20 protein-coding genes are annotated in these 21,227 nt (G+C 48.4%); 6 read left to right on the plus strand and 14 right to left on the minus strand.

Going from position 1 to position 21,227, the window contains the following annotated elements; translation table 11 throughout:
- Positions 1-258 precede the first annotated feature (258 nt).
- From FGT79_RS18405 to FGT79_RS18415, 3 genes are all read right to left on the minus strand, one after another.
- Positions 259-717 carry a hypothetical protein gene (locus FGT79_RS18405; RefSeq protein ID WP_138754280.1) on the minus strand — a complete coding sequence of 153 codons (459 nt, stop codon included), beginning with the start codon at positions 715-717 and terminating at the stop codon, positions 259-261.
- 264 nt (positions 718-981) lie between these two features.
- Positions 982-1,347, minus strand: coding sequence for an ArsR/SmtB family transcription factor (locus FGT79_RS18410; protein WP_138754281.1), 366 nt, complete (start codon positions 1,345-1,347; stop codon positions 982-984).
- 82 nt (positions 1,348-1,429) lie between these two features.
- Positions 1,430-4,105, minus strand: a complete 2,676-nt coding sequence (locus FGT79_RS18415; RefSeq protein WP_138754282.1) for a glycoside hydrolase family 78 protein — start codon at positions 4,103-4,105, stop codon at positions 1,430-1,432.
- A 174-nt stretch (positions 4,106-4,279) separates the two neighbouring features.
- Here FGT79_RS18415 and FGT79_RS18420 point away from each other — a divergent pair, with 174 nt between their 5' ends.
- Genes FGT79_RS18420 through FGT79_RS18425 form a run of 3 tightly spaced genes read left to right on the plus strand, consistent with a single transcriptional unit; the run spans position 4,280 to position 6,038 of the window.
- A complete protein-coding gene (locus FGT79_RS18420; protein WP_138754283.1) occupies positions 4,280-5,167 on the plus strand; it encodes an AraC family transcriptional regulator in 888 nt (295 codons plus the stop codon).
- A gap of 16 nt (positions 5,168-5,183) precedes the next feature.
- The gene (locus tag FGT79_RS31280; protein ID WP_171056315.1) at positions 5,184-5,345 is read left to right on the plus strand and encodes a hypothetical protein; all 162 of its coding nucleotides are present in this window, start codon (positions 5,184-5,186) and stop codon (positions 5,343-5,345) included.
- 48 nt (positions 5,346-5,393) lie between these two features.
- Positions 5,394-6,038, plus strand: coding sequence for a metal-dependent hydrolase (locus tag FGT79_RS18425; RefSeq protein WP_138754284.1), 645 nt, complete (start codon positions 5,394-5,396; stop codon positions 6,036-6,038).
- Between the two features lie 87 nt (positions 6,039-6,125).
- Here the strand turns inward: FGT79_RS18425 and FGT79_RS18430 are convergent, their stop codons facing one another.
- Both FGT79_RS18430 and FGT79_RS18435 read right to left on the minus strand, forming a co-directional pair.
- Complete coding sequence (locus FGT79_RS18430) at positions 6,126-7,610, minus strand: amidase family protein (RefSeq protein ID WP_138754285.1); 1,485 nt, start codon at positions 7,608-7,610, stop codon at positions 6,126-6,128.
- Positions 7,611-7,732: 122 nt separating this feature from the next.
- Positions 7,733-8,551 (minus strand): NAD(P)H-binding protein, encoded by an 819-nt coding sequence (locus FGT79_RS18435; protein ID WP_138754286.1) that lies wholly within the window; start codon positions 8,549-8,551, stop codon positions 7,733-7,735.
- Positions 8,552-8,721: 170 nt separating this feature from the next.
- Between FGT79_RS18435 and FGT79_RS18440 the strand changes: the two genes are divergently transcribed.
- Together FGT79_RS18440 and FGT79_RS18445 are read left to right on the plus strand one after the other, a co-directional pair.
- On the plus strand, positions 8,722-9,555 hold the full coding sequence (locus FGT79_RS18440; RefSeq protein ID WP_138754287.1) for a MerR family transcriptional regulator: 834 nt from the start codon (positions 8,722-8,724) through the stop codon (positions 9,553-9,555).
- 11 nt (positions 9,556-9,566) lie between these two features.
- Positions 9,567-10,919: an aminotransferase-like domain-containing protein gene (locus tag FGT79_RS18445; RefSeq protein ID WP_138754288.1), complete on the plus strand. Its 1,353-nt coding sequence runs from the start codon at positions 9,567-9,569 to the stop codon at positions 10,917-10,919.
- Positions 10,920-10,922: 3 nt separating this feature from the next.
- On the opposite strand, the gene pruA is transcribed toward FGT79_RS18445, so the two are convergent.
- From pruA to rocD, 3 genes are read right to left on the minus strand one after another with little or no spacing between them, the layout of a single operon-like run.
- The gene (pruA, locus tag FGT79_RS18450) at positions 10,923-12,470 is read right to left on the minus strand and encodes an L-glutamate gamma-semialdehyde dehydrogenase (RefSeq protein ID WP_138754289.1); all 1,548 of its coding nucleotides are present in this window, start codon (positions 12,468-12,470) and stop codon (positions 10,923-10,925) included.
- A gap of 28 nt (positions 12,471-12,498) precedes the next feature.
- The gene (gene rocF, locus FGT79_RS18455) at positions 12,499-13,395 is read right to left on the minus strand and encodes an arginase (RefSeq protein ID WP_425465028.1); all 897 of its coding nucleotides are present in this window, start codon (positions 13,393-13,395) and stop codon (positions 12,499-12,501) included.
- Between the two features lie 10 nt (positions 13,396-13,405).
- Complete coding sequence (rocD, locus tag FGT79_RS18460) at positions 13,406-14,617, minus strand: ornithine--oxo-acid transaminase (protein WP_138754291.1); 1,212 nt, start codon at positions 14,615-14,617, stop codon at positions 13,406-13,408.
- A gap of 167 nt (positions 14,618-14,784) precedes the next feature.
- Here rocD and FGT79_RS18465 point away from each other — a divergent pair, with 167 nt between their 5' ends.
- Positions 14,785-15,087 carry a hypothetical protein gene (locus FGT79_RS18465; RefSeq protein WP_138754292.1) on the plus strand — a complete coding sequence of 101 codons (303 nt, stop codon included), beginning with the start codon at positions 14,785-14,787 and terminating at the stop codon, positions 15,085-15,087.
- 3 nt (positions 15,088-15,090) lie between these two features.
- Here the strand turns inward: FGT79_RS18465 and FGT79_RS18470 are convergent, their stop codons facing one another.
- From FGT79_RS18470 to FGT79_RS18495, 6 genes are all read right to left on the minus strand, one after another.
- Positions 15,091-16,056 carry a phosphotransferase family protein gene (locus FGT79_RS18470; protein WP_138754293.1) on the minus strand — a complete coding sequence of 322 codons (966 nt, stop codon included), beginning with the start codon at positions 16,054-16,056 and terminating at the stop codon, positions 15,091-15,093.
- A gap of 38 nt (positions 16,057-16,094) precedes the next feature.
- Positions 16,095-16,973, minus strand: a complete 879-nt coding sequence (locus FGT79_RS18475) for a DUF2167 domain-containing protein (protein ID WP_246096493.1) — start codon at positions 16,971-16,973, stop codon at positions 16,095-16,097.
- Between the two features lie 266 nt (positions 16,974-17,239).
- Positions 17,240-17,533 (minus strand): DUF6509 family protein, encoded by a 294-nt coding sequence (locus FGT79_RS18480; protein ID WP_138754295.1) that lies wholly within the window; start codon positions 17,531-17,533, stop codon positions 17,240-17,242.
- A gap of 113 nt (positions 17,534-17,646) precedes the next feature.
- Positions 17,647-18,579, minus strand: a complete 933-nt coding sequence (locus FGT79_RS18485; protein WP_138754296.1) for a manganese-dependent inorganic pyrophosphatase — start codon at positions 18,577-18,579, stop codon at positions 17,647-17,649.
- 96 nt (positions 18,580-18,675) lie between these two features.
- Positions 18,676-20,397 carry a methyl-accepting chemotaxis protein gene (locus FGT79_RS18490; protein ID WP_138754297.1) on the minus strand — a complete coding sequence of 574 codons (1,722 nt, stop codon included), beginning with the start codon at positions 20,395-20,397 and terminating at the stop codon, positions 18,676-18,678.
- A gap of 185 nt (positions 20,398-20,582) precedes the next feature.
- Positions 20,583-21,161: a biliverdin-producing heme oxygenase gene (locus FGT79_RS18495; RefSeq protein WP_138754298.1), complete on the minus strand. Its 579-nt coding sequence runs from the start codon at positions 21,159-21,161 to the stop codon at positions 20,583-20,585.
- Between the last annotated feature and the right edge of the window lie 66 nt (positions 21,162-21,227).

Consider the following 21,227-nt stretch of genomic DNA (forward strand, 5'->3'; position numbering starts at 1 on the left):
CTTCTGGTTTGGCTATTGGTATGAACCTAAGCTTTGCAGCCAGTCCGCAACCCTAGATGATGTAATCCCCAACTTCTATGCTAATTTCTTATACGTTCTCTTGTACAGCTTTAAGATTTACGTCTTATTACATTATATCTCTGACGTATCAACACGTGAGTAGTAATTAAGTATATATTTTTATACAAAAAAAAAAAACCAAAAACAATTAGTAATCAACATTGTAATCTTTAACAGTTGTGATGATATTTCTCGAGCTTATTCTTCAACTTCAAAGTAAAACCTTTCATTATTTACATCTAAATAAAAATTTCCCACAAAATTCGAAGGCTTGATGTAACTATTAAAATCTTCACTAAATAACCATTGGGATTCTTGCTCTTGTTCAATATCCAAATGAAAAGACGGTTTTAAGTTATTGAGATCTTGCCAATTGTATGAATTTTCAATACTTTCCATAATTACCTTGTCTAAATAAATATACCCTTTCATCCAGTATGAGCTTGGATCAAAATTTTGATCGCCTATTACTTCAGCCTGCCAGTAAACCTTTTCTATTTTCTCTAAACGTGGGAATCTATCAATTACAGGTTGTATCTCAGTCTTATTTTGACTTTCAGAACCAGAATCTATATTGAAAGTAAAATAACCAATAACAACAGTACTTACAACAGTGATCAATAATAAAGTTGTTATTATAATTTTTTTTCTATTCATTACTTTCTCCCACCACTTCTCGAAACATTAGAAGAGCCTGATATATTACCTACTGACCAGTTACCGTCCTAGTCATTGAGCCTACAGTCAAAAATTATTACTCCACATACGAATAAAGATTCAACGCCTGCGAATTACGAAGCTCCCCCTCATACGTATCCCCAGTGATGAACCTCTCATACCTTGGATCAAATGCTTACCCCCATACGAAAAAGACTGCCAAGCAGGACAACAACCCGGCTTTGCAGTCTTCCTTCAAGCTGTTTATTCATGCTTCAAATGCTGAAGCGTCAGCAAAAAGATTTGTTCCACATGATCATCATCGAGCGAATAAAAGACCGTCTTGCCGACCTTTCTCCGCTTGACGATACGCATGTTTCGAAGCAGCCGCAGTTGATGCGAAACGGCCGATTGCCCCATTCCGAGCACCTGGGTCAGATCATGCACGCATAGCTCAGATTGCACAAGAGCATGAATCATCTTCACCCTCGTTGGATCACCAAGCGCCTTAAACAAATCAGCTAGATCGCCTGCCGTAGTTTCCGGTATCAATTTGCTTCTTACATTCTCTATGTTTGCTTCCGAGCCCGCGCAGGAATCATCGCACGCCGCAGTTACCTGATTGTCCATTCTCATCCCACCAACCCCATATGTCCTAAAGCATATTATAACATGAATTTGTTGGCGGGGTGAGCCCGTTCGGTCGACTAGCTCATACGCGTTGGCTACGCCATTCAAAGCGATAGCTTCCTGAGCCTGCTTCGATAATGATACCTGACTCTGTATCCGAGATAGCCGTTATGCCCACAGACTGATGAAGAGGCGACCCACTCTCGGTAACCTTCGCCTTCTTATGCGAGGCTGGCAGCCGAATAAGCGCAGTCGTATTGACCGGTATGGTCACGTTCAAGGAATAAGCTCCGTCCTCCGATCTGTCCCATCTTGAACGCAGTTTACCGTACTGTGTTTCCAGAACGCCCTCCGCCCAATCGAGTCCATCGCCAGGCTGCGGCGCAATTACACTCCTTTTGTATCCGGGAGTCTGCTCCAGCGTTTGAATCCCTGCCACAATTCTGTACATCCAATCGCCAATCGAACCATAAGCATAGTGGTTGAACGAATTCATATCTTTGCTCCAGAAGCTCCCATCCTCCTTGATACCATCCCAATGCTCCCAAATCGTAGTTGCTCCTTTGGTCACCGGATAAAGCCATGATGGGTAGGTTTGCTGAAGCAGCAGCTTATAGGCAGCCTCGTTCTGACCAAACGTACTAAGCACATGGTTCAAGTAAGGCGTTCCGACAAATCCAGTCGTCAGGTGGAACTCACTTTGCTCCAGCAGCTCGGCAAGCTTCGCAATCGCACGCTGCTCCGCCTTCTCATCCAGCAAGCCGAACATTAAAGCAAGCACCTGCGCCGTTTGTGTAGGAACCGCCAGCCTGCCTGCTGCTGTAACGAATTCCGAGCGGAAAGCAGCAACGATCTGCTCATAGAGCGCTTGATATTCAGCTGCTTCCTCCTTTTTATCCAGCAAGACCGCTGTTTTACAGACGATTGATACGGAATATGCATAAAAGGCCGTCGCAATAAAATCACGGTCCGTTGCCCCGACGTAATCACCGGATTTGGCATCAATGCCTAACCAATCTCCGAAGTGAAAGCCCGTATTCCACAAAAACTCGTTCTCGCCTTGACGCCGAATATAATGGACCCATGCCGTCATGCTGTCAAATTGCTCAGCGAGAATACGTTTGTCGCCATAGCATATATAAAGGAACCATGGACAAATAACAGCCGCATCTCCCCATGCTGCAGATGAACGCTCCTCCTCCTTTAAAACATGCGGAACAACGAACGGAACCCCTCCGTCCTCACTTTGGTCCGCTGCCAAATCACGCAGCCACTTCGTAAAAAACGGCGCAACGTTCATTAGATAGGCTGCTGTAGGGATAAACATCTGCGCATCACCCGTCCACCCTAGACGTTCATCCCTTTGCGGACAGTCCGTTGGAACATCGAGGAAGTTCCCTTTCAATCCCCATTTGATATTATGCTGCAGCTGATTGACGAGTGGCTCTGAGCATTCGAACTGACCAGTTTCTTCCATGTTCGAGTGGAGAACTACGCCCGTGAAATCGCTCAGCCGCAGCTCCTCCGGAAATCCAATGAGCTGAACATATCGAAACCCTTGGAACGTAAATCGCGGCTCATACTCCTCTCGTTCTCCGCCTTTCAACACGTAACGGATGCTTTGCTTCGCCATGCGTAAGTTATCCGTATAGAAGTTGCCTTCGCGGTCGAGCACCTCAGCATGCAGCAGCTCAACCTCTGTTCCTGCTATCCCCGTAACTGCGAACTGAACCCACCCAACCATATTCTGACCGAAGTCGAGCACGCGTTCTCCCTTTGGTGTCGTAATGAACGCAATCGGCTTCAAATGCTCCTGCTTCTGTACGGGCTCGTTCACCTGCGGCTTAAGTATTTCTTTGGTGTACTGCAGTACATCAACTGACTGCCAGCCATCGCCGTCTTCCCTGTATTCAGCCGTGCTCCAGCCTGCCCGCTCAAAGCGAGCGTCGTAGCGTTCGCCATTATAAATGTCTGACAGCTGTATCGGTCCGACTGCAGCCGTCCAGCCCGGATCCGTAACGATTCGCTCTTCCCTGCCGTCCATATAATGGACCCGCAGCTCCAGAAGCAGCGCCAAGCGATCACCGTACAGACCGCGCTGCCCGCTCCAGCCCAAATGTCCCTTGTACCATCCATTCCCGAGCCACGCCCCGATCGTATTGCCACCTGCTGCAAGCATCTCCGTAACGTCGTAGGTCTGCGTCTGCATGGTATGATTGTAGCTCGTCCAGCCCGGCGTGAAATAGCTGTCACCTACTCGCTGGCCGTTTAGCTCCAGCTCATATAGTCCAAGTGCTGTCGCATAAAGCCGCGCTTGCTTTATTGTACCTGACAGCTCGAAGCACTTCCTAAGCAGAGGAGATGCCTCTGCCTCTACAGGCAGCAGCCCAAGCGGCGCGGCAATCCACTCCGCTGACCATTCCTCAGGGCTCAGCAGCCCCATTTCCCAATAGCCCGGATCCGACCATGCAGATGCTTCTCCTCTATGGTTCCATACCCGAATATGATAGTAGTAGCGTTTACATGACTCTGCTAGAAAGGCATCCAGCTCAACGAGCACCGATTGATCTGACTCCACTCGCCCGGATTGCCAGCTTACTTGAGAAAATCCAGCATCCTCTGCAAGCTCAATTTCATAAGCCGATTGGCTAACACCTCGCTCATCGGATCGCAGCTTCCAGCTTAGCCGTGGTTTTACTGTACCGATTCCAATCGGATTGTGTCGATACTCGGCGCGCAGTCCTGTAACTTCAAACATAATTGAATCCTCCTCAAGCTCATTTTTGTATGTTCGCCTTCCTTGAAAGGCTGCTTTCCTCTATAATTATAAAAAACGACCATCCTGTAATAGCATGCAAAACGGACAATATGATGGGGTGTTACGGACAAATTTGAAATCCGCAGATCTAATAGGACAGGGAGTGCTCTCAGAATGAACCATCCCGTAGAAACGTATCGCGGCGAGCACTATTTCCAGAACAATCAACTGCTCTATATTAACCGGGCTGCTGAGAGCATCATGAGTCCCTACCATGACCATGACTTTCTAGAATGCGCATATATCGCAGAAGGCTCCGGCTATCACCATATCGGCGATCAAGTGCATAAAGTGCGCAAAGGGCAGGTTTTTTTCATCCCCATTGGCACTCCCCACGTATTCAGGCCGGTAATAGCGAGCAAAACAAACAACCCTTTGAGCGTATTCAATTGTGTCTTCTCTCCGATGCTTTTGCATAAGCTTGCAGCATTCGCCTCCGATTACCGCAGCGTACAGTTCATCGTTGATATGGAGGGCGGAAGATGTTCCTACTATTCCTGCATGGATTCAAATGACCAATATGAAAAGCTGTTCTTGGCCATGCATCGTGAATTCGAGCTGCCCCGAACGGGCTCAGCGGATTACTTGCACCTTTTATTGCTGCAATTACTCATCACCCTTCAACGCTGCATGGAGGAGAGTAGTCCCGCGCCGGCTCCGAAGCAGCATGCTTTCACCATGATACTGAATGACATTGATCAGCATTACAGCCAAGAGCTTACACTCGCCAAGCTTGCAGCTGCAAGCGGCTGGAGCGAGCGGCATCTACAACGGCTTTTCCAGCAGTATACGAAGCAGAGCTTCCATCGCTATCTTCAGAATGTAAGGGTCCAAAAAAGCCAAGCGCTGCTGCGCGGTTCCATGCTCAAAATCAATACGATTGCCGAGATGGTTGGCTATAAGGATATTCATTCCTTTAACTCCCTGTTCAAGAGATGCACCGGCATGCCCCCAAGCGTCTATCGCAAGGAATCGACCACAGCTGGCAGCCCAGGCAGATAGGAGGTTATATAACCGCATGTTCACGATGAAAGAAAAGCTTTATCTGCTCGAATTGCTCAAGCGACAAAACCGAAAACGGCTATTTGGTTTCGGCAAAAAAAATCCTTCACATGACCGACTCGTCGAGAAGCTCGAGCAGATGGTACGCAATGAGCAGGTTAACCGCGAACAATTATAAATATCACGTACATTCCGTACACAATCATCGTCAGTCACAGGAGGATTTATGACAGGAAAGACTCATCTTGCAATCGGAGTTGCCGTTGGCGCAGCCGCCTCCGTTTATTATCCTTTTACACTGGAACACGCCGCTCTATACATGGCCGTAGCAGGCTTCTCTGCCTTATGTGCGGATCTCGACGGCCCCAGCATGCTAAGCACTAAGCTCAGCAAACTATCCAAGCTTTTACGCGAGCTCACTCTATGGTCAGGTTTTCTGCTAGCCGGAATCGTTTGCTATTATTTTTTCACGGATCAATCCCCATCAGCCGTTTACATCGGCGTTGCCGCAGCGATGTTCCTGCTCGGCTTGATTGCAAAGCAAGGCGTCATACGGAACGTCCTTGCAACCTTAGTAGGCTGCATCGTTATGTACGCAGGCTATTATTACCAGATGAACTGGCTAATCGGCTTCGGCTTGTTTTCTGCTTGGGTGCCATGGCTCAAGCATCGCGGCATGACGCATACCATATGGGCTATACCCATTTGGGGAGCCATCGGATGGGGACTTGAGAATCAACTGAACATAGACGGTATTGCCATTACAGCCATGCTCGGTTATGCCTCCCATCTCATTGCAGACACCCTTACGCCAAGCGGTGTTAAGTGGCTGTACCCGCTCACAAAGAAATCGTTCAAAATCAGGTTATAAGCCCTCTTAACGAGTAGGCATTACAAATAGGCGCAAGCGATGCAGGCTAGACTGCCTGCTGCTTGCGCCTATTTGTTGTTTGCTGAACTAACAAAATGCAGATGGACTGGAACGATGCATCGTCGCCTGCTCATATCCATAGGCAAGCTTAATTAAAGCGGGCTCGCTAAAGGCACCGCCGATGAAGGAAATGCCCTGTGGTCCTTTGGTCGTATAACCGCCCGGCGCCGTAACCCCTTGTTCAGCATACCCACCAGGCACCGTAATGACGGGATAACCGGCCCTTGCCGCTATATCATCGCCGCCCTCGTTACCTAGAAAGAGCAGCGCATCTAACTGATACTGCTTGAGCGTTCGATCCAGCCCCTGCTTGCCAGCAAGCTCTTTATTCCGCTGCAGGCTATCCACGTATTCCGGCTCTGTTAGCGTTCCGCTCGTCTGCTCCGACCAGATCAACGTGTCTTGGCCATATTTCAGTGCTGCTTCCGTGTGCTCCTGATTATAAACAATCAGCTCTGCAAGCGAATGGATGGGAACCGAATCATCCAGCCCGGACAAATAGTCATTCAAACCAGCTTTGAACTCATACCGCATGACATCCCATTCCCAATCCAGTGCCTCACACGACAGCTCTACAGGGTCAATAATGACAGCACCAGCATCCTTCAGCACCTTTATTGCCGCTTCAATAACCTCCAATCTCGCTTCGTCCAGCTCTTTGAAGTAAAATCTAGGAATACCAATTCTAGCTTGCTTCACATATTCCGAGTCCAAAAAAATCGTATAATCGCTATGACCTTGCTCTGCACCGATTAAAGTAACCTCGTCACGCTCATCCGCGCCGACGATCGCTCCTAGCAGAATAGCTGCATCCGTTACCGTGCGCGTCATAGTGCCAGCCGTATCCTGACTGCTCGAGATCGGAATGATGCCTGACCGGCTTACTAGACCAATCGTTGGCTTTATTCCGACCAAGCTATTCTGGCTGGCCGGGCTGATAATAGAACCAGAGGTTTCGGTTCCGATCGCAGCCGCACCAAGATTTGCAGCAATTGCCGCACCCGATCCAGAGCTTGAGCCGCCTACGAACATCTCTCCAGGGCCATAAGGATTGAGCGTCAATCCGCCTCTTGAGCTGTAGCCGGCCCACATGGAACCAGACATGAAGTTTGCCCATTCCGTCATATTCGTCTTCCCGAGCAGTACGGCTCCCGCCGCTCTAAGCTTTGCAGCTACGCCTGAATCCGCTGCTGCGTACGAATGGGCTAGAGCTATTGAGCCCGCGCTCGTATGCATAAGATCCTGTGTGTCTATATTGTCCTTCAGCAGAATAGGAATGCCATGGAGTTTCCCGCGAGCACCTCTTACAGCCCGCTCCCTATCCAGCTCCTTGGCAATCCGTTCAGCATCTGGATTCAATTCCAATATGGAGCGTAGAACAGCATCATACTTTTCGATCCGTTCCATATATAACAGTACCAGCTCTTCTGAGCTGATCCAGCCTTCTTCCATCGCCTGCTGCATTTGAGTTATATTCGCTTCTATAATCCATTCCCGCTTATTTATCTTCATTGTCATTCCCCGCCTCGCTTCACACTTCACCAACCTCCTAATCTTATCCAATTGTTGCAACGCTGTCTCCGTAATAAATAAATATAATCAAACTTTCCGCTGTCCAAAAAAATCTGCTTAGATTAAATAAAATATGATTTGTTTTCATTGACCCACTGGACAAACGTTGTAGCTGGCTTTCCTGTTACATCTTCTACCGTAGACCTAACGGTAAAAACCTCAGCCGGTGGATTCTTCCCCATTTCGATGATGAAATAATTTATAAATGTATCGTCAAAACCTTGCTCCTTCCACTCTTGTCTAACTTGTTCCTCAGTCAGTTCGATAATAGCGATAGGCTTGTCGATGATTTCCGAAATTTGCTTGACCATACTTCTAATAGTTAAAGATTCGGGACCCGTCAAATGATAAATTTTATGATGATGGCCCTCCTCTGTTAAGGCTCTAACCGCAACAGCTGCGATATCACGCTCATGAATTTGGGCACTTAGACTATTTGGAAAAGCATGACGAACCTTGCCTTCTTTTTGTATGGATTCCGCCCATCCGTAAAGCGCATTTTTCATAAACTCCACTGGTTTTAGAATGGTCCACTCCATACCGCTATTCTGAATAACTTCTTCAATTGGATTGTTATAGAAATCAATCAAAGCTACAATCCTTTTCACGTTTGCTTGTTTAGCCATTTGAATGATGCTTTCGTTTTTTGCAAACTTAGCGTCAGATTGATCGCTTTGTGTAATCAGAAAAATACGGTCTACATCTTGCAGGTATGACGCTAGACCCTCGGGATAATCAAGATCTCCGAGTACGACATCCACTCCTGTGGGCAAGCTCCCTGCAGTCCTTGACAAAGCTCTCACTTCTATTCCTATTTCCAATAATTGCTCAACAATATGCCTTCCCACACTTCCAGTTGCGCCTGTAACTAACACTCTCATTACTCATATCCTCCTCGAAATAACTCTACCCCATAATTACTTAAGGATCAGACTACCTTTAGGGTTCTTATCTGATGGGAGACCCTTTCATGCGATAAGAACATTTTCAATTCAGGTTTACTCCGTTACAATAAAGTATGGTGTAACACTATAGTCAAGAAAGGATTTTTATGGAGAAGTTTCAAACACATCTATCTACAGGGCAATTTGCGAAACTTATGGGGATCAGTAAAGATACATTATTCCACTATGAGCGACTCGGGATTCTTTCCCCTGAAATGAAAGCTGATAATGGATATAGGTACTACTCCATGAATCAAAGGGATGTCCTGAAAGTCATTTCAATTCTAAAAGAATTAGATATGCCCTTAAAAGAAATAAAGGAATATCTTAATAAAAAATCTCCCCAAGCGCTGATTGTGCTGCTTGAAAAAGAAGAAGCGCTGCTTCATGCAAAAATTAAAAAACTAAATAAAATGAAAAAGATTATTTCTGAGAAAAAACGAATGACAGAAGCAGCTATTCAAATCATACCCGATCAATTGGTTTATGAGCATAATCATGAGCAATATTTGGTGTTAACCGAGGCTGATCCTTACACAAATGATGAAAGTTTTTACGATTCCATGCTTAAACACGAAAAATATTTGAATAGTCACAATATGGATACTTCTCACACCATAGGCTGGATGCGAGACACAACAAAAGTATTAGCTAATGAAGCATTCAGTTACGATTATCTTTATACTCGAGTGAGTAAACCGTCCCATTATTCTAATTACATGCGAGACAAAGGGACATATTTGGTTGCTTATCATACAAACGGATACTCTAGTGTAAGTGAGACCTATGATCGAATGCTAAAATTTGTTCATGAAGAAGGGTTAAAGCTACACGGCTATTTCTATGAGGATGTCTTGTTAGATGACCTTTCCGTTCGGGGTTACGATGAATATACGATCCAACTATCTGTTCTTATTACGAGGAAGCAAATATCAACATAAGGAGCCTGCCCATGTACATGTATTTACAGCTCATGAACCAGCTTGAGGAATTGGTCGCAGTTGCCCCTTACAAAGATGGCCGCAGGCTTCCCTCCATTCGCGCGCTTGCAAGCCAATATGCATGCAGCAAAAGCACGATAATCAAAGCGCTGGAGGAGCTTGAGAAACGGCATCTTATTTATGCCGTTCCTAAGAGCGGCTACTATGCGGTGCCAGGAGCAGACAACACGGCTGACCATGTGGACAGCGTGCTCGATTTCGCCCAGACTGCTCCAGACCCGGCCTTATTTCCCTATTTGGACTTTCAGCATTGCATCAACAAAGCCATTAACACTTACCAGAAGGACTTGTTCATATATGGTACTGCTAAGGGCATGGATTCGCTCATTGATGTCGTATGCAAGCAGTTGACGAGCTATCAGGTATTCGCTGCGGACAAAAACGTGTTCGTCGTCTCTGGCATCCAGCAAGCGCTCTCGCTGCTCGCCGCGCTGCCCTTCCCGAACGGCAAAAGCAAAATTCTGGTCGAACAGCCCGGCTACCATCTCTTCATCGCATATTTGGAGACGCGCGGCTTACCCGTTATCGGCATCGAGCGCAGCCGAGAAGGGCTTGATTTCGATAGGCTGGAGCAGCTATTCCGAGACGGAGATATAAAGTTTTTCTATACGATGCCTCGGTTCCAAAACCCGCTTGGCTCCTCCTACACGCGTAAGGAAAAGCAGCAGCTCGCCAAGCTGGCCGCCAAATACGATGTATATATCGTAGAGGACGATTATCTCGCGGATTTCGAGCAGGACAGCAAAGCTGATCCGATCTATGCCTACGACAGCTCGTCCCATGTGATCTACTTGAAAAGCTATTCCAAAATCATATTTCCAGGTCTTCGCATCGGAATCGCTATTATTCCCGATAGCCTTGCGGAACCCTTCCGTCAATACAAGGAACAAAATGACATCGACAGCTCCATGCTCTCACAGGCCGCATTAGAAATATATTTGCGCAGCGGCATGTTCGAGCGACATCGTGCCAAAATCCGAGACCGCTATGCAGCTAGAGCTGTGCTGCTGGATTCGGCTCTTGTACAAGCCGCCTCTGCAAGTCGCGGTGCCTTTACATACGATTCGTCGAAGCAGCCGATGATTCATACTCATCTTGTACTCGAATCATCGATTCCTGCAGCGTCTATCATTAGCCGTTTGCAAAAGCAATCCATTCTAATCCATTCGATTGATGACGATTACTTATCTGGTTTCCAACGAGTAAATCTATTGAAGCTTAACGTCACCAACGTAGCGGAGTCTAACATTGCAGAAGGAATAGGACGAATTGGTGCGATGATCACCCAATCCGTCCATAGATAATGCTCACCATTTCTCTGATACAACCTTCGCCTGCAGGAACAGCAGCAAATAATCACGGCCGCCTGCCTTCGAATCGGTACCAGACATGTTGAAACCGCCAAAGGGATGAACGCCAACCAATGCGCCCGTACACTTCCGGTTCAAATACAAATTGCCCACATGGAACTGTTCGCGCGCTTGCTCGAGCCGGCTGCGGTTTCGGGAGATGACCGCCCCCGTCAAGCCGTATTCCGTATTATTGGCAATCGCAAGCGCCTCATCGAAGTGTTCGGCCTTTATGAACGCCAATACGGGCCCGAATATCTCCTCTTGGGCTACGCGCGCGTGCGGATCGACATCCTTAATAATGGTCGGTTCGATAAAGTAGCCGCTGATGTCTCCGATTCTGCCGCCGAGCACAATCGTCCCCTCGCTTCGTCCAACCTCGATATATTTCAAAATACTCATATACGCACGCTCATCAATGACAGGCCCGATAGAAGTACTCCGCTCGTTTGCCTTGCCCAGCTTGAGCTGTTTCGTACGCTCCACGACTTTCTCAATGACCTCGTCATAAACAAGCTCATGCACGACAGCTCGCGAGCAAGCCGAGCACTTCTGCCCCGCATAGCCGAACGCCGAAGCCGTAATCGCAGCAGCAGCAAGCTCCAAATCTGCGCTCTCGTCAATGATAATCGTATCCTTGCCGCCCATCTCTGCTACAACTCGCTTGATCCACCTCTGATCCTGACGGACGCTTGCAGCCTTCTCGTTAATACGGAGCCCGACCTCCCGCGAGCCCGTAAAGCAAATAAACCGGGTAAGCGGATGCTCCACTAGGAAATCGCCTACCTCACTGCCCGCTCCCGGCAGAAAGTTGACGACGCCGTCAGGCAGTCCCGCCTCCTCCAGCAGCTCGACGAACTTGGCTGCAATAACAGCTGTGGCGCTCGCCGGCTTCAGCACAACCGTATTGCCTGCAACGACAGCAGCCATCGTCATACCAACCGTAATCGCAAGCGGAAAGTTCCAAGGCGGAATAATGATGCCTACTCCAAGCGGAATATAACTGAGCTCATTATCCTCCCCGCTCAGAGCAACAAGCGGCTGCCGTTCTGCCAGCCGTTCCATCTCGCGCCCGTAAAACTCCAGAAAATCAATCGCTTCTGCTGTATCCCCGTCCGCTTCAAGCCAGCTCTTGCCCGCTTCGTATACAAGCCATGCCGAGAACTCATGCTTGCGTCGCCTGAGCAGCGCCGCCGACTTATAGAGCACCCTCGCTCTAGCAGAAGGATCGATTCGTTTCCAATCCTCGAATGCATCGGCCGCCACAAGCACAGCCCGATGAGCAAGTGCTGTATCCGCCTGAGATACGATGCCTACAAGCTGCTTCACATCGGACGGATTGATCGACTTGCGCTTTTGTATCGTTTCAATACGTTCTGAGCCGATTTTCAGCATATATTCCTGTCCCAGCTCCAGCTCGACCTTGCGAAGCGCTTCTTGAAAGTCATGGATGCTTTCGGTTAAGTTGAAGTCGGTAAACGGTTCATTCTGAAATGGCTCTCGCATGGATCGTTCCCCCTAATCGATTCATTCCTTATAAAATCTGCTCTCCAAGCAGCGAACCGATCAGTTCTACCGCAAGGCGAGCGGTTTGGTTATGATGGTCGAGGCTTGGATTGACTTCCACGAATTCGGCAGAGGTCACGATCGCCGATTGGTAGAGAAGCTCCAGCGCCAGATGTGCTTCTCTGTAGCTTAGACCACCCTTCACAGGCGTTCCTGTGCCAGGCGCTTCAAGCGGATCAAGACTGTCGATGTCGAAGCTGACATGTACACCGTCCGTCTTGTGCTTGAATTGTTCGATCACCTTCACCATAACCTTAGCGATACCCAGCCGATCGATATCATGCATCGTATAGCAGGCTATGCCTAATGAACGGATATAGGCCTTCTCCCCCGCATCGAGCGATCTGGCACCGATTATCGCTATATGCTCTGGTTTTATTTTGGGAGTCATGCCTCTAAGCCCTGTTAGCAATGGCACGCCTACTCCAAGGCTAATCCCTAGCGACATGCCATGGATATTACCCGAAGGACTGGTGTCCTCCGTATTCAAGTCCGAGTGGGCGTCGAACCAGATTACGCCCAATTGATCATAATGCTCCGCTAGTCCCGCAATTGTTCCAATGGAGATGCTATGGTCGCCGCCAAGCACGAGCGGGAAAGTTCCCGCCGCCGTCAGCTCCGACACACGCTCAGCCAGCCTGCTGCTCATGTCATGCACCTCGGCCAAATGCTTCGCATTAACCGACTGCAGCGGCGGCAGCGACGCAACTGGCGCAAGCTCTCCCGCAAGGCGGAAAGCGATGTTCAGCTCAGAGAGCTTGCTCTCCAGTGCTGCGGCTTGCAAGATATGCGCCGGACCCAGCTCCGCACCAGCAATGCCCGCTCCCTTCCCGAAAGGAACCGTTAGAATAGCAACCTCTTGCATCCTCATATTCTCACTCTCCTGCTGATAAGCCGTCATCGAAAATTGCCTGAATCCTCTCGAAAGCCCAATCGATCTCAGCTGACGTTATGGTTAGTGGAGGAGCCAGTCTAATGACATATTCATGGGTCTCCTTGCAAAGCAGCCCTTCTTGCATAAGCTTCTCGCAATAGGGTCTTGCTGGAGTGCCCAGCTCAATGGCAAGAAACAAGCCGCGCCCTCTGATTTGGCTAATATGGGGATGAGCAAGCACCGCCAGCTTGCTCATGAAATAGCTCCCAAGCGAAAGAGACCGCTCAGCAAGCTTCTCTTCCTCGGTAACAGCAAGAGCAGCTATCGCAACGGCGCAGCTTAATGGGTTGCCGCCGAAGGTAGAGCCATGCGAGCCAGCGTCAAAGACGTCCATAATATCCGCATCAGTCGCAATGGCCGATACAGGCAGTACCCCTCCGCCCAGCGCCTTGCCCAAAATATAAATGTCTGGAACGACCGATTCCCAGTCACATGCGAATTTGCGCCCTGTGCGCCCGAGGCCGGTCTGAATTTCATCTGCAACGAGCAGCACTTGCTTCTCCGCACAGAGCGAGGATACGGCTGCAAGATAACCGTCTGGCGGTATCCGAATGCCTGCCTCTCCTTGAATCGGCTCTATGAGCACAGCAGCGGTATGGCTGTTCACAGCGGCCTTCAACGCCTCGATGTCCCCATAAGGCACGAGCTTAAAACCAGGTGTAAAAGGACCAAAGCCGCTCCGATAGACCTCGGTAGAAGAGAAAGAGGTAACCGTCAGTGTGCGCCCATGGAAGTTTCCTTCGAAGACGATAATCTCCGCCTGATTCTCCGGTATTTGCTTCTTGGTATAAGCCCAACGCCGCACAGCCTTAATCGCCGACTCTACCGCCTCTGCTCCCGAATTCATCAACAGGATCTTCTGCTTGCCAGTATAGGCCGCAAGCTTGGCGCAGCATTCACCGAACGTTTCGTTATGAAAGGCGCGAGACGTCAGGGTTACCTTATCCGCTTGCTCCTTCAATGCCGCTATAATCCGAGGATGGCGATGTCCCTGATTCAAAGCCGAATAAGCACTCAGCATATCCATGAACCGTTTGCCTGCCGAATTCTGTACCCATACGCCCTCTGCATAGCTAATGACGACTGGCAGGGGATGATAATTGCGGGCACCATACTGCTCTGCCAGCTCGATATGCGGCGGTTTCTTGTGCATCTCCTGCTCCTTTCCGCAAGCCTTGCAAAAAATAGCCGTTTTTGGATTTTATGCGAGATGGGGTCTACAAATAACAAAAGGAAAAGCAGGAGCGGCGGAAAGAAAGATTTTACTTGTGCGCGAATCAAATGCTTGCTTTAATATGTAGCGGGGAGGTGAATGTGAGAATGAGAAATAAAAAAGTTTTTCTTACGATGCTTATTAGTCAAATTCTGTTCGGGATGTTCACCTTCATTTGGTTTGTTACCGCACTGATGTCCTTTATGATCTTTGACAACCCGGCAGGTGAGCACATGTTCTGGCCGCTTCTGGTGTTCATTGTTTATTGGCTATACCCCATTGCTTTAATTGCGTCCATTATCATGAGCTGGCTGCTATACCGCAAGGGTAAAATGAAAGCAGCGGTAACCATTTCACTGGTCCCGCTGCTTTGGGTGCTGGCACTAGCCAGCTTATTCCTATTTACCTAGGCACTACTTGCCTGAAGCTTCCAAAAAACGCTCCCAGCCTTGTACGATATTATCCTGCGCCCATTGCAAATGCTCCTGATCTTCATACTGCCTGAACGCGCACTCTATGCAAAAGATAAGATCCAAATACAGATCATAGAGTGCTCTGCGGCGCTGCTGCTCAGGCGATAGCTCCTCGAGCCCGTAGCCTTCAAGAAAAGCGGGTGATAAATTAAAGTGGCTGAAATAATGCTCCATTAACGGATCACCCCAAAGCGCACGCTCGAAATCGATAATGCCGGATACCTCGCCGTCTTTAACAAATACATTGCCATCCCACAAATCCCAGTGCAGGAGCCTTGGCTCCGTCACTTCATCAAGCACGCCTACTCTTTGCGCGACCTCGCTTCGAATTGTGGCATAGTCGGCCGGCAAAACTACTCCTTCGCTCTCGCCATCAGCAAGCACGCCGAGAAGTAAGCTCATGAACACCTCGCTCCATGAGTCGTCTGCGCTGGATTCCGCCGCGTACAAACCGAATCTTTCACCGCGTATTTCATTTAATTCACGGTTATAAATCCCAAGCTGATAATCGATTTGAATCCGCTGGTCCTCGGTCAGGCTTTCTTTGACCTTGTTATAGGGTTCGCCCTCAAGCTTCTCCATAATGAAATATTCGCAGTTGACGAGCGACTCGCTCTTGTCATGCTTGTAAACAGCTGGTACAGGCACTTTGCCTGCCTGCTGCACAAGCCTAAGCACCTTAACCTCCGCTTTCATCAACCCTTGCTCATAGCTCATCAGCTTCGTGCCTGCTGGAGGGGCCGCCTTGACGATCACTTGCTTCCCCTCTTCAAGCGTGACGAGATAAGCGGCGTTTGCCCAGCCGTCCGTCAGCTCTGCAGCGGCTGTTATGCCTTGGTTGAAGGTGCTGCGCGCAATAGCCGCCAGCTCTTCATTAGTCAGCTTCCTCTTAATTGAGCTTTCCACTTTGATCCCCACTGCCCTTCGTCTTATTGCGAAGTCCCCTAATTCGAATCTTCCAAAGTGCTATCCTTTGAACCCTCTCTGCGGCGTTTAATCCATGACCATAGCGCAACCGGTAATGCAATTACCAAAAACCAGAATTTTTTAAGAAGCAGCGCGCCTGCTACCAGAAGTCCAGCTTTCTTAGCCGCGATCAATCCAGCACCGCCTAGAATAAGTCCTGTCAGGCCAAACTCCGATACTTTATCCGTAGCAGCGTCGAAGTCGCCATAACGGAAGCCTTCTTTGATGGAATAATTCGGTAGAATAAGGGTATTCAGCATGTTAATATCTTCATCCAGTCGCTCAGGATCGGTTACTAAAAGCGTAGACACATAACCACTGCGAGTCAAGGTTCTCACATTATAGTTAATGACAGGCGAACCCGCGCTATCCTCAGCCGCAAGTGCCCAGATGAGCGTACGATCCGCTTCATTGTAGTATGGCTCTGTATGCCAGCCCGTCACATACAAGCGATCCTCCTCTGCAAGCTCCTTATTCGACTCCTCTGTTCCTTCCTTATAGCTCTTGAGCAGTTTTTTCTTATCTATCTTGTCCTTATCCTTATCCGAGATATGTCCAACCTCTTCATATTCGAACAATACGAACCAGTTCTGGTTCTCATCGGCCGGGAATACACTTCCGAGCTCCGTACCGTACCAATGATTGCCTATGTATTCCTGAATGATCTTAGTATCCGGCTTATTTAGGAATAGCAGCGATTCGTCCAATTGAAGAGTAGAGAGTTCTCCCACATCAACGGTCGTTCCTCCTTCTACCCAATTCACCTCAGGCATAACCTCAGTTGCATAAGCCGGCGACGCCAGCAGCAGCATCACGCCAAGCAAGCCCATCATCATCTTGATCATCTTCGTCTTCATCACAATCCCCACATCTCCTGTTATATGATTATTATCTTTTTGAAAATATAGGAAAGTATATCCTTATACTTACATTCACTATATTTCTCGGAATGAAACGCGCCGTGCCGCCAGCAGATGGCGATAGCCGTTTCACCTTGAGTAAATGATAATATTCAACCAATATGTGAGTATATTAGCACATATTCGACAAAAAAGAAGGGGTTTTATGGAAAATACCTCACAAAAATAGGACATTGGTTAAAATGTCCTATTTCCGTACCGTATTATTCCGTTTTATTGAAATGCTCCAGACAGAAGTCAAGCACCATTTGCTCCTCATCCTCTTCCAGCTCGAAATCGAGATATGTATTCGTCGTATTCGTCAGAAACTCGTATCGCGCAATACGCGAGCCCGCTTCCTCCACTACAAAAATAACCCTTAGAGAAATACCCTCTTCCTGATAGAGCTCATCATCCTCGGCAACTTCCAGATCCAGTACCATCTCATATCGCTTTCCCGTCAGAATGCCATAGGGATCTTTCACCAATTCACTGCTGTATTCCGTTATTGCAAACATGCTGTGTCCGCTCCCTCTTGATTCATCTAGTTCCGTTTACAGTGTAACAAAAACAGCCTGAAACTTGAAAGGCAAGTTACAGGCTGTTGCTCACCATTGTGATTTTCCACCTCTTACAGGCTGCTAAGCGTTTCTGTAAGAACCGGAACGATTTGCGATTTGCGGGAAACTACACCCTTTAGTACAGCTTTATTGTCTGAGAGCGTTACATGGTAAGCTTTCTCTACAGCATGAGCTTGTGCTCCAAGTGCAAGCGCAACGGAATCATTGTTCAGGATATCGGTTACAACAAGCACGAACAAATCAAGACCTTTTGTCGCGATAATATCATGAAGTGCTGCTTCAAGCTCTACTTGACGGGATAGCACATCATTCGTATCCACCGCGTTCACTTGTGCGATTTCAACTTTGTAGCTGCCCATTGCGAATTCTTTGGCATCAAGAGTAATCAATTGCGCAATGGTTTTGTCGCTAAGATCAGCACCTGCTTTAAGCATGTCCAGACCATAGCTCTCTGCGTTAACACCAGCGATTTCAGCCAGTTCACGCGCTGCAGCAACGTCTTGATCTGTGCAAGTCGGTGACTTGAACAGCAAGGAATCCGAAATAATAGCAGACAGCATCAGGCCAGCAATCTCTTTACGGATCTCTACGCCGTTTTCTTTGTACAGCTTATTCAGAATCGTTGCTGTGCAGCCAACAGGCTCAGCACGGAAGTACAATGGGTGGCTTGTCTCGAAATTAGCGATACGGTGATGATCGATTACTTCAAGCACGCGTACTCTGTCAATATCATTCGCGCTTTGTTGGCGCTCATTATGGTCAACCAAAATAACGGTATCTGTCTCGTCAGCAACATTCTCAATTAAGCGAGGAGCTGCGATGCCGAAATAATCAAGTGCATACTGTGTTTCGCCGTTCACGTCGCCGAGACGGATTGCCTCAACGTCAGCACCCAGCTTGGTTTTCAGCTCAGCATAAGCAATTGCAGAAGTAATCGTGTCGGTATCCGGGTTTTTGTGCCCGAAAATTAGCGTTTTAGTCATTTGGAGTAACTCCTTAAAGGTTATTTGTCGGAAGAGCCTCGTCTAGCATGTGCGGCTCTAATCCTTTTGTACATTATACACTAGACGCATAGACGGCTACACGATAAAACGCTTATTCAACGATGAAAGCTCGTTTGACATTGCGCGAATCTGTTCCGCCGATGTGCTGACTTCATCCATCGAGACAATCTGAGCGCCGGAGTTGGTCGCAATGCCTTCGAATTGTATGGCTGCAAGGCGGGAGATTCTCTCCATCTCCTCAACCGAAGCCGCTACCTCCTCTGATTCGGCGGATACCTCCTCCGAGGCTGCTGACACTTCCTGCAGCTGTACATTAACCTGCTCCAGACCAGCAACGATGGACCCGAAGGCAGCACCCGCATCTTTTACCAGATGTAGTCCGCTCTCAACCGACCTCGTATTCAGCTCCATATCAGAAGACAGCTTCGTCGTTTGCTCCTGAATCGCGGTGATGAGCTCCCCGATCTGAGTGGCCGACAGCTGTGATTGCGTTGCAAGCTTGCGTACCTCCTCGGCAACGACAGCGAAGCCTTTGCCATTCTCACCCGCATGAGAAGCTTCAATAGCCGCGTTCAACGCCAGTAAATTCGTCTGCTTAGCAATACTCGACATGACGTGCGTTATTTCTCCGATCTCCCCCGAACGGCTGGCAAGATGCTGCGTTGACGCAAGCATCGCGGAGGCCTTTGCATGGATCGTCTCCATCTCAGCCATCGCCTCGACAATCAGTTCGTTGCCACGCTCTGTCTGCTCCATCGTCACCTGGGCTACGTCCGATACAATAGCAGCCGACTCGGTTATCCGCAGCATGCTGTGCGTCATGCCTTCAACTGCCTTCGTCATGTCCGCAGCACGAATGACCTGTGTACTCGCGCCCCCCGATGCTTCCTGAATACTGGCAGCGATCAAGCGGCTCGCTTCCGTCGTGCTCCTTGCGTGGTGCGTGACGCCTTCCGAGGTGTGAAGCAACCGATCGGAATTGTCTCGCATGCTTCGTATAACCGTTCGTGTATTCATCACGAGCTGATCGAACGTATAAGCAAGATGACCGATCTCATCCTTGCGATTCGTTCTAATCTCAACAGTCATGTCTCCTTCTCTTACTCTAGCAACCTGTGAGGTCAGCTTCAACAATGGACGTGTCAAGTAGCTGGCCAGCAGAAACACGAGCAGAATGCCGGACGCTATAATACCGCTCGTCACATAGAGGGTCGCTTTGCGATTATCGTCCATCAACGCATAGACATGCGTTGCATCGAAATCAGCCCCCACAATTCCAAGCAACTCGCCAGTTTTACTCTTCAGTGGAACATATGCCGTAATCGTTGCCCCGTATTCCGAATCGTTCGATAACTCGCCAATCTGGGGCTTACCCTCTGCGAACGTTTGAATCATCCTCGGATATTCGTTTTCCTCGAGATCTCCAAGCGCTGAGAAATCGTCCGCTGCTGCATCCTGCGGGGCCCCGTCAACCACGTAGTAATAGACAGGCTTGCCGTTCTGTTCAGATTCTGCGAGCGTATACAAATATTTCAAACCATTCATTTCGCGCAGCGAGTTTAGTTGATCCCGCAGCTTGTCATAATACTCTGTTTCTCTCGATTCTACACTTAGCTTCACATAAGCCTCCAAATCGATCAGCTTTGCCGCATTCTCTGCTACTAGCTGCGCTTGCGCGCCTAATGAGCGCTCCACGAGTCCAGTTGACGAGCGATAGATCGTAAAGCCGAGCACTGTCCCTGCAAGCAGGATCAGAAGGGAGAAAAATAAAACCATTCTCGTCAATAAACGATTCAATCTGAATACCCCTTCCCGAATAAAACAAACGTTGACACCATTTTACAAGATTCGACGTCGACTATTCTACTATTAACAAAAAAAAGGCTGCCCCCGTCATCAAAGATGAGTTCGGACAACCATTCATTCTACAATATAAAGCTTAAACTACTGCTATCGCCATATGAGCATGCTAGTGGCCGCGATTAGACCTTCAACCACGCCTCCAGCGTATTAAAGGTATCCTTAGCAGAATCGATTACCTGCTGTGCAGCTTCTTCCGAAGCAACGGATTGCTCGATTACCCCGCGGAATTCAGCCCACTTGGCTCTCGTCTCTGTGCCATATGCGTTAAAATATTCTGTTCCTTTGTTCTCCTGCTCCGCAAGGGGCAGAAACTTACGAACCTGCTTCGTAATAATCTGTCCGCCCATCGTCGAGCCTTCAATGACGTACATGTACCCGAACGCTTGCGCGACTGTAGTCAGCTCAGGCAGCCCGCTGCATTCCGGGAGCTCGTTTATTTGTTCCGCGCTTTTTCCAAGCACAAGCAAATCCCGCTCCAGCAAAGGAGCTTTCGCTCTCTCGCCCAAAGAACTCTTGAACTCGCCCCACCCTGATAATTGTGCGATTATACGCTCTGCGGGCTTAATAAAGCCATAGAACTTCTCCAAATAAAGAGTGTATTCCTCCTGGGACAACGTCTGGTTCATAATGGCCTTAGCATAAGGATTGCTCTCGATCTGATCATGGTTCGGGGCTGTTTCCTCGCGAAGCCTTGTCATAATGCTAATAGATAACCTCTCCTCTCAACTGTAAATCTCTATCCATATTTCTATTATTATAAACGC

The organism is Paenibacillus sinopodophylli (assembly GCF_005930355.1).
In the GTDB taxonomy this organism is placed as follows: Bacteria; Bacillota; Bacilli; order Paenibacillales; family Paenibacillaceae; genus Pristimantibacillus; species Pristimantibacillus sinopodophylli.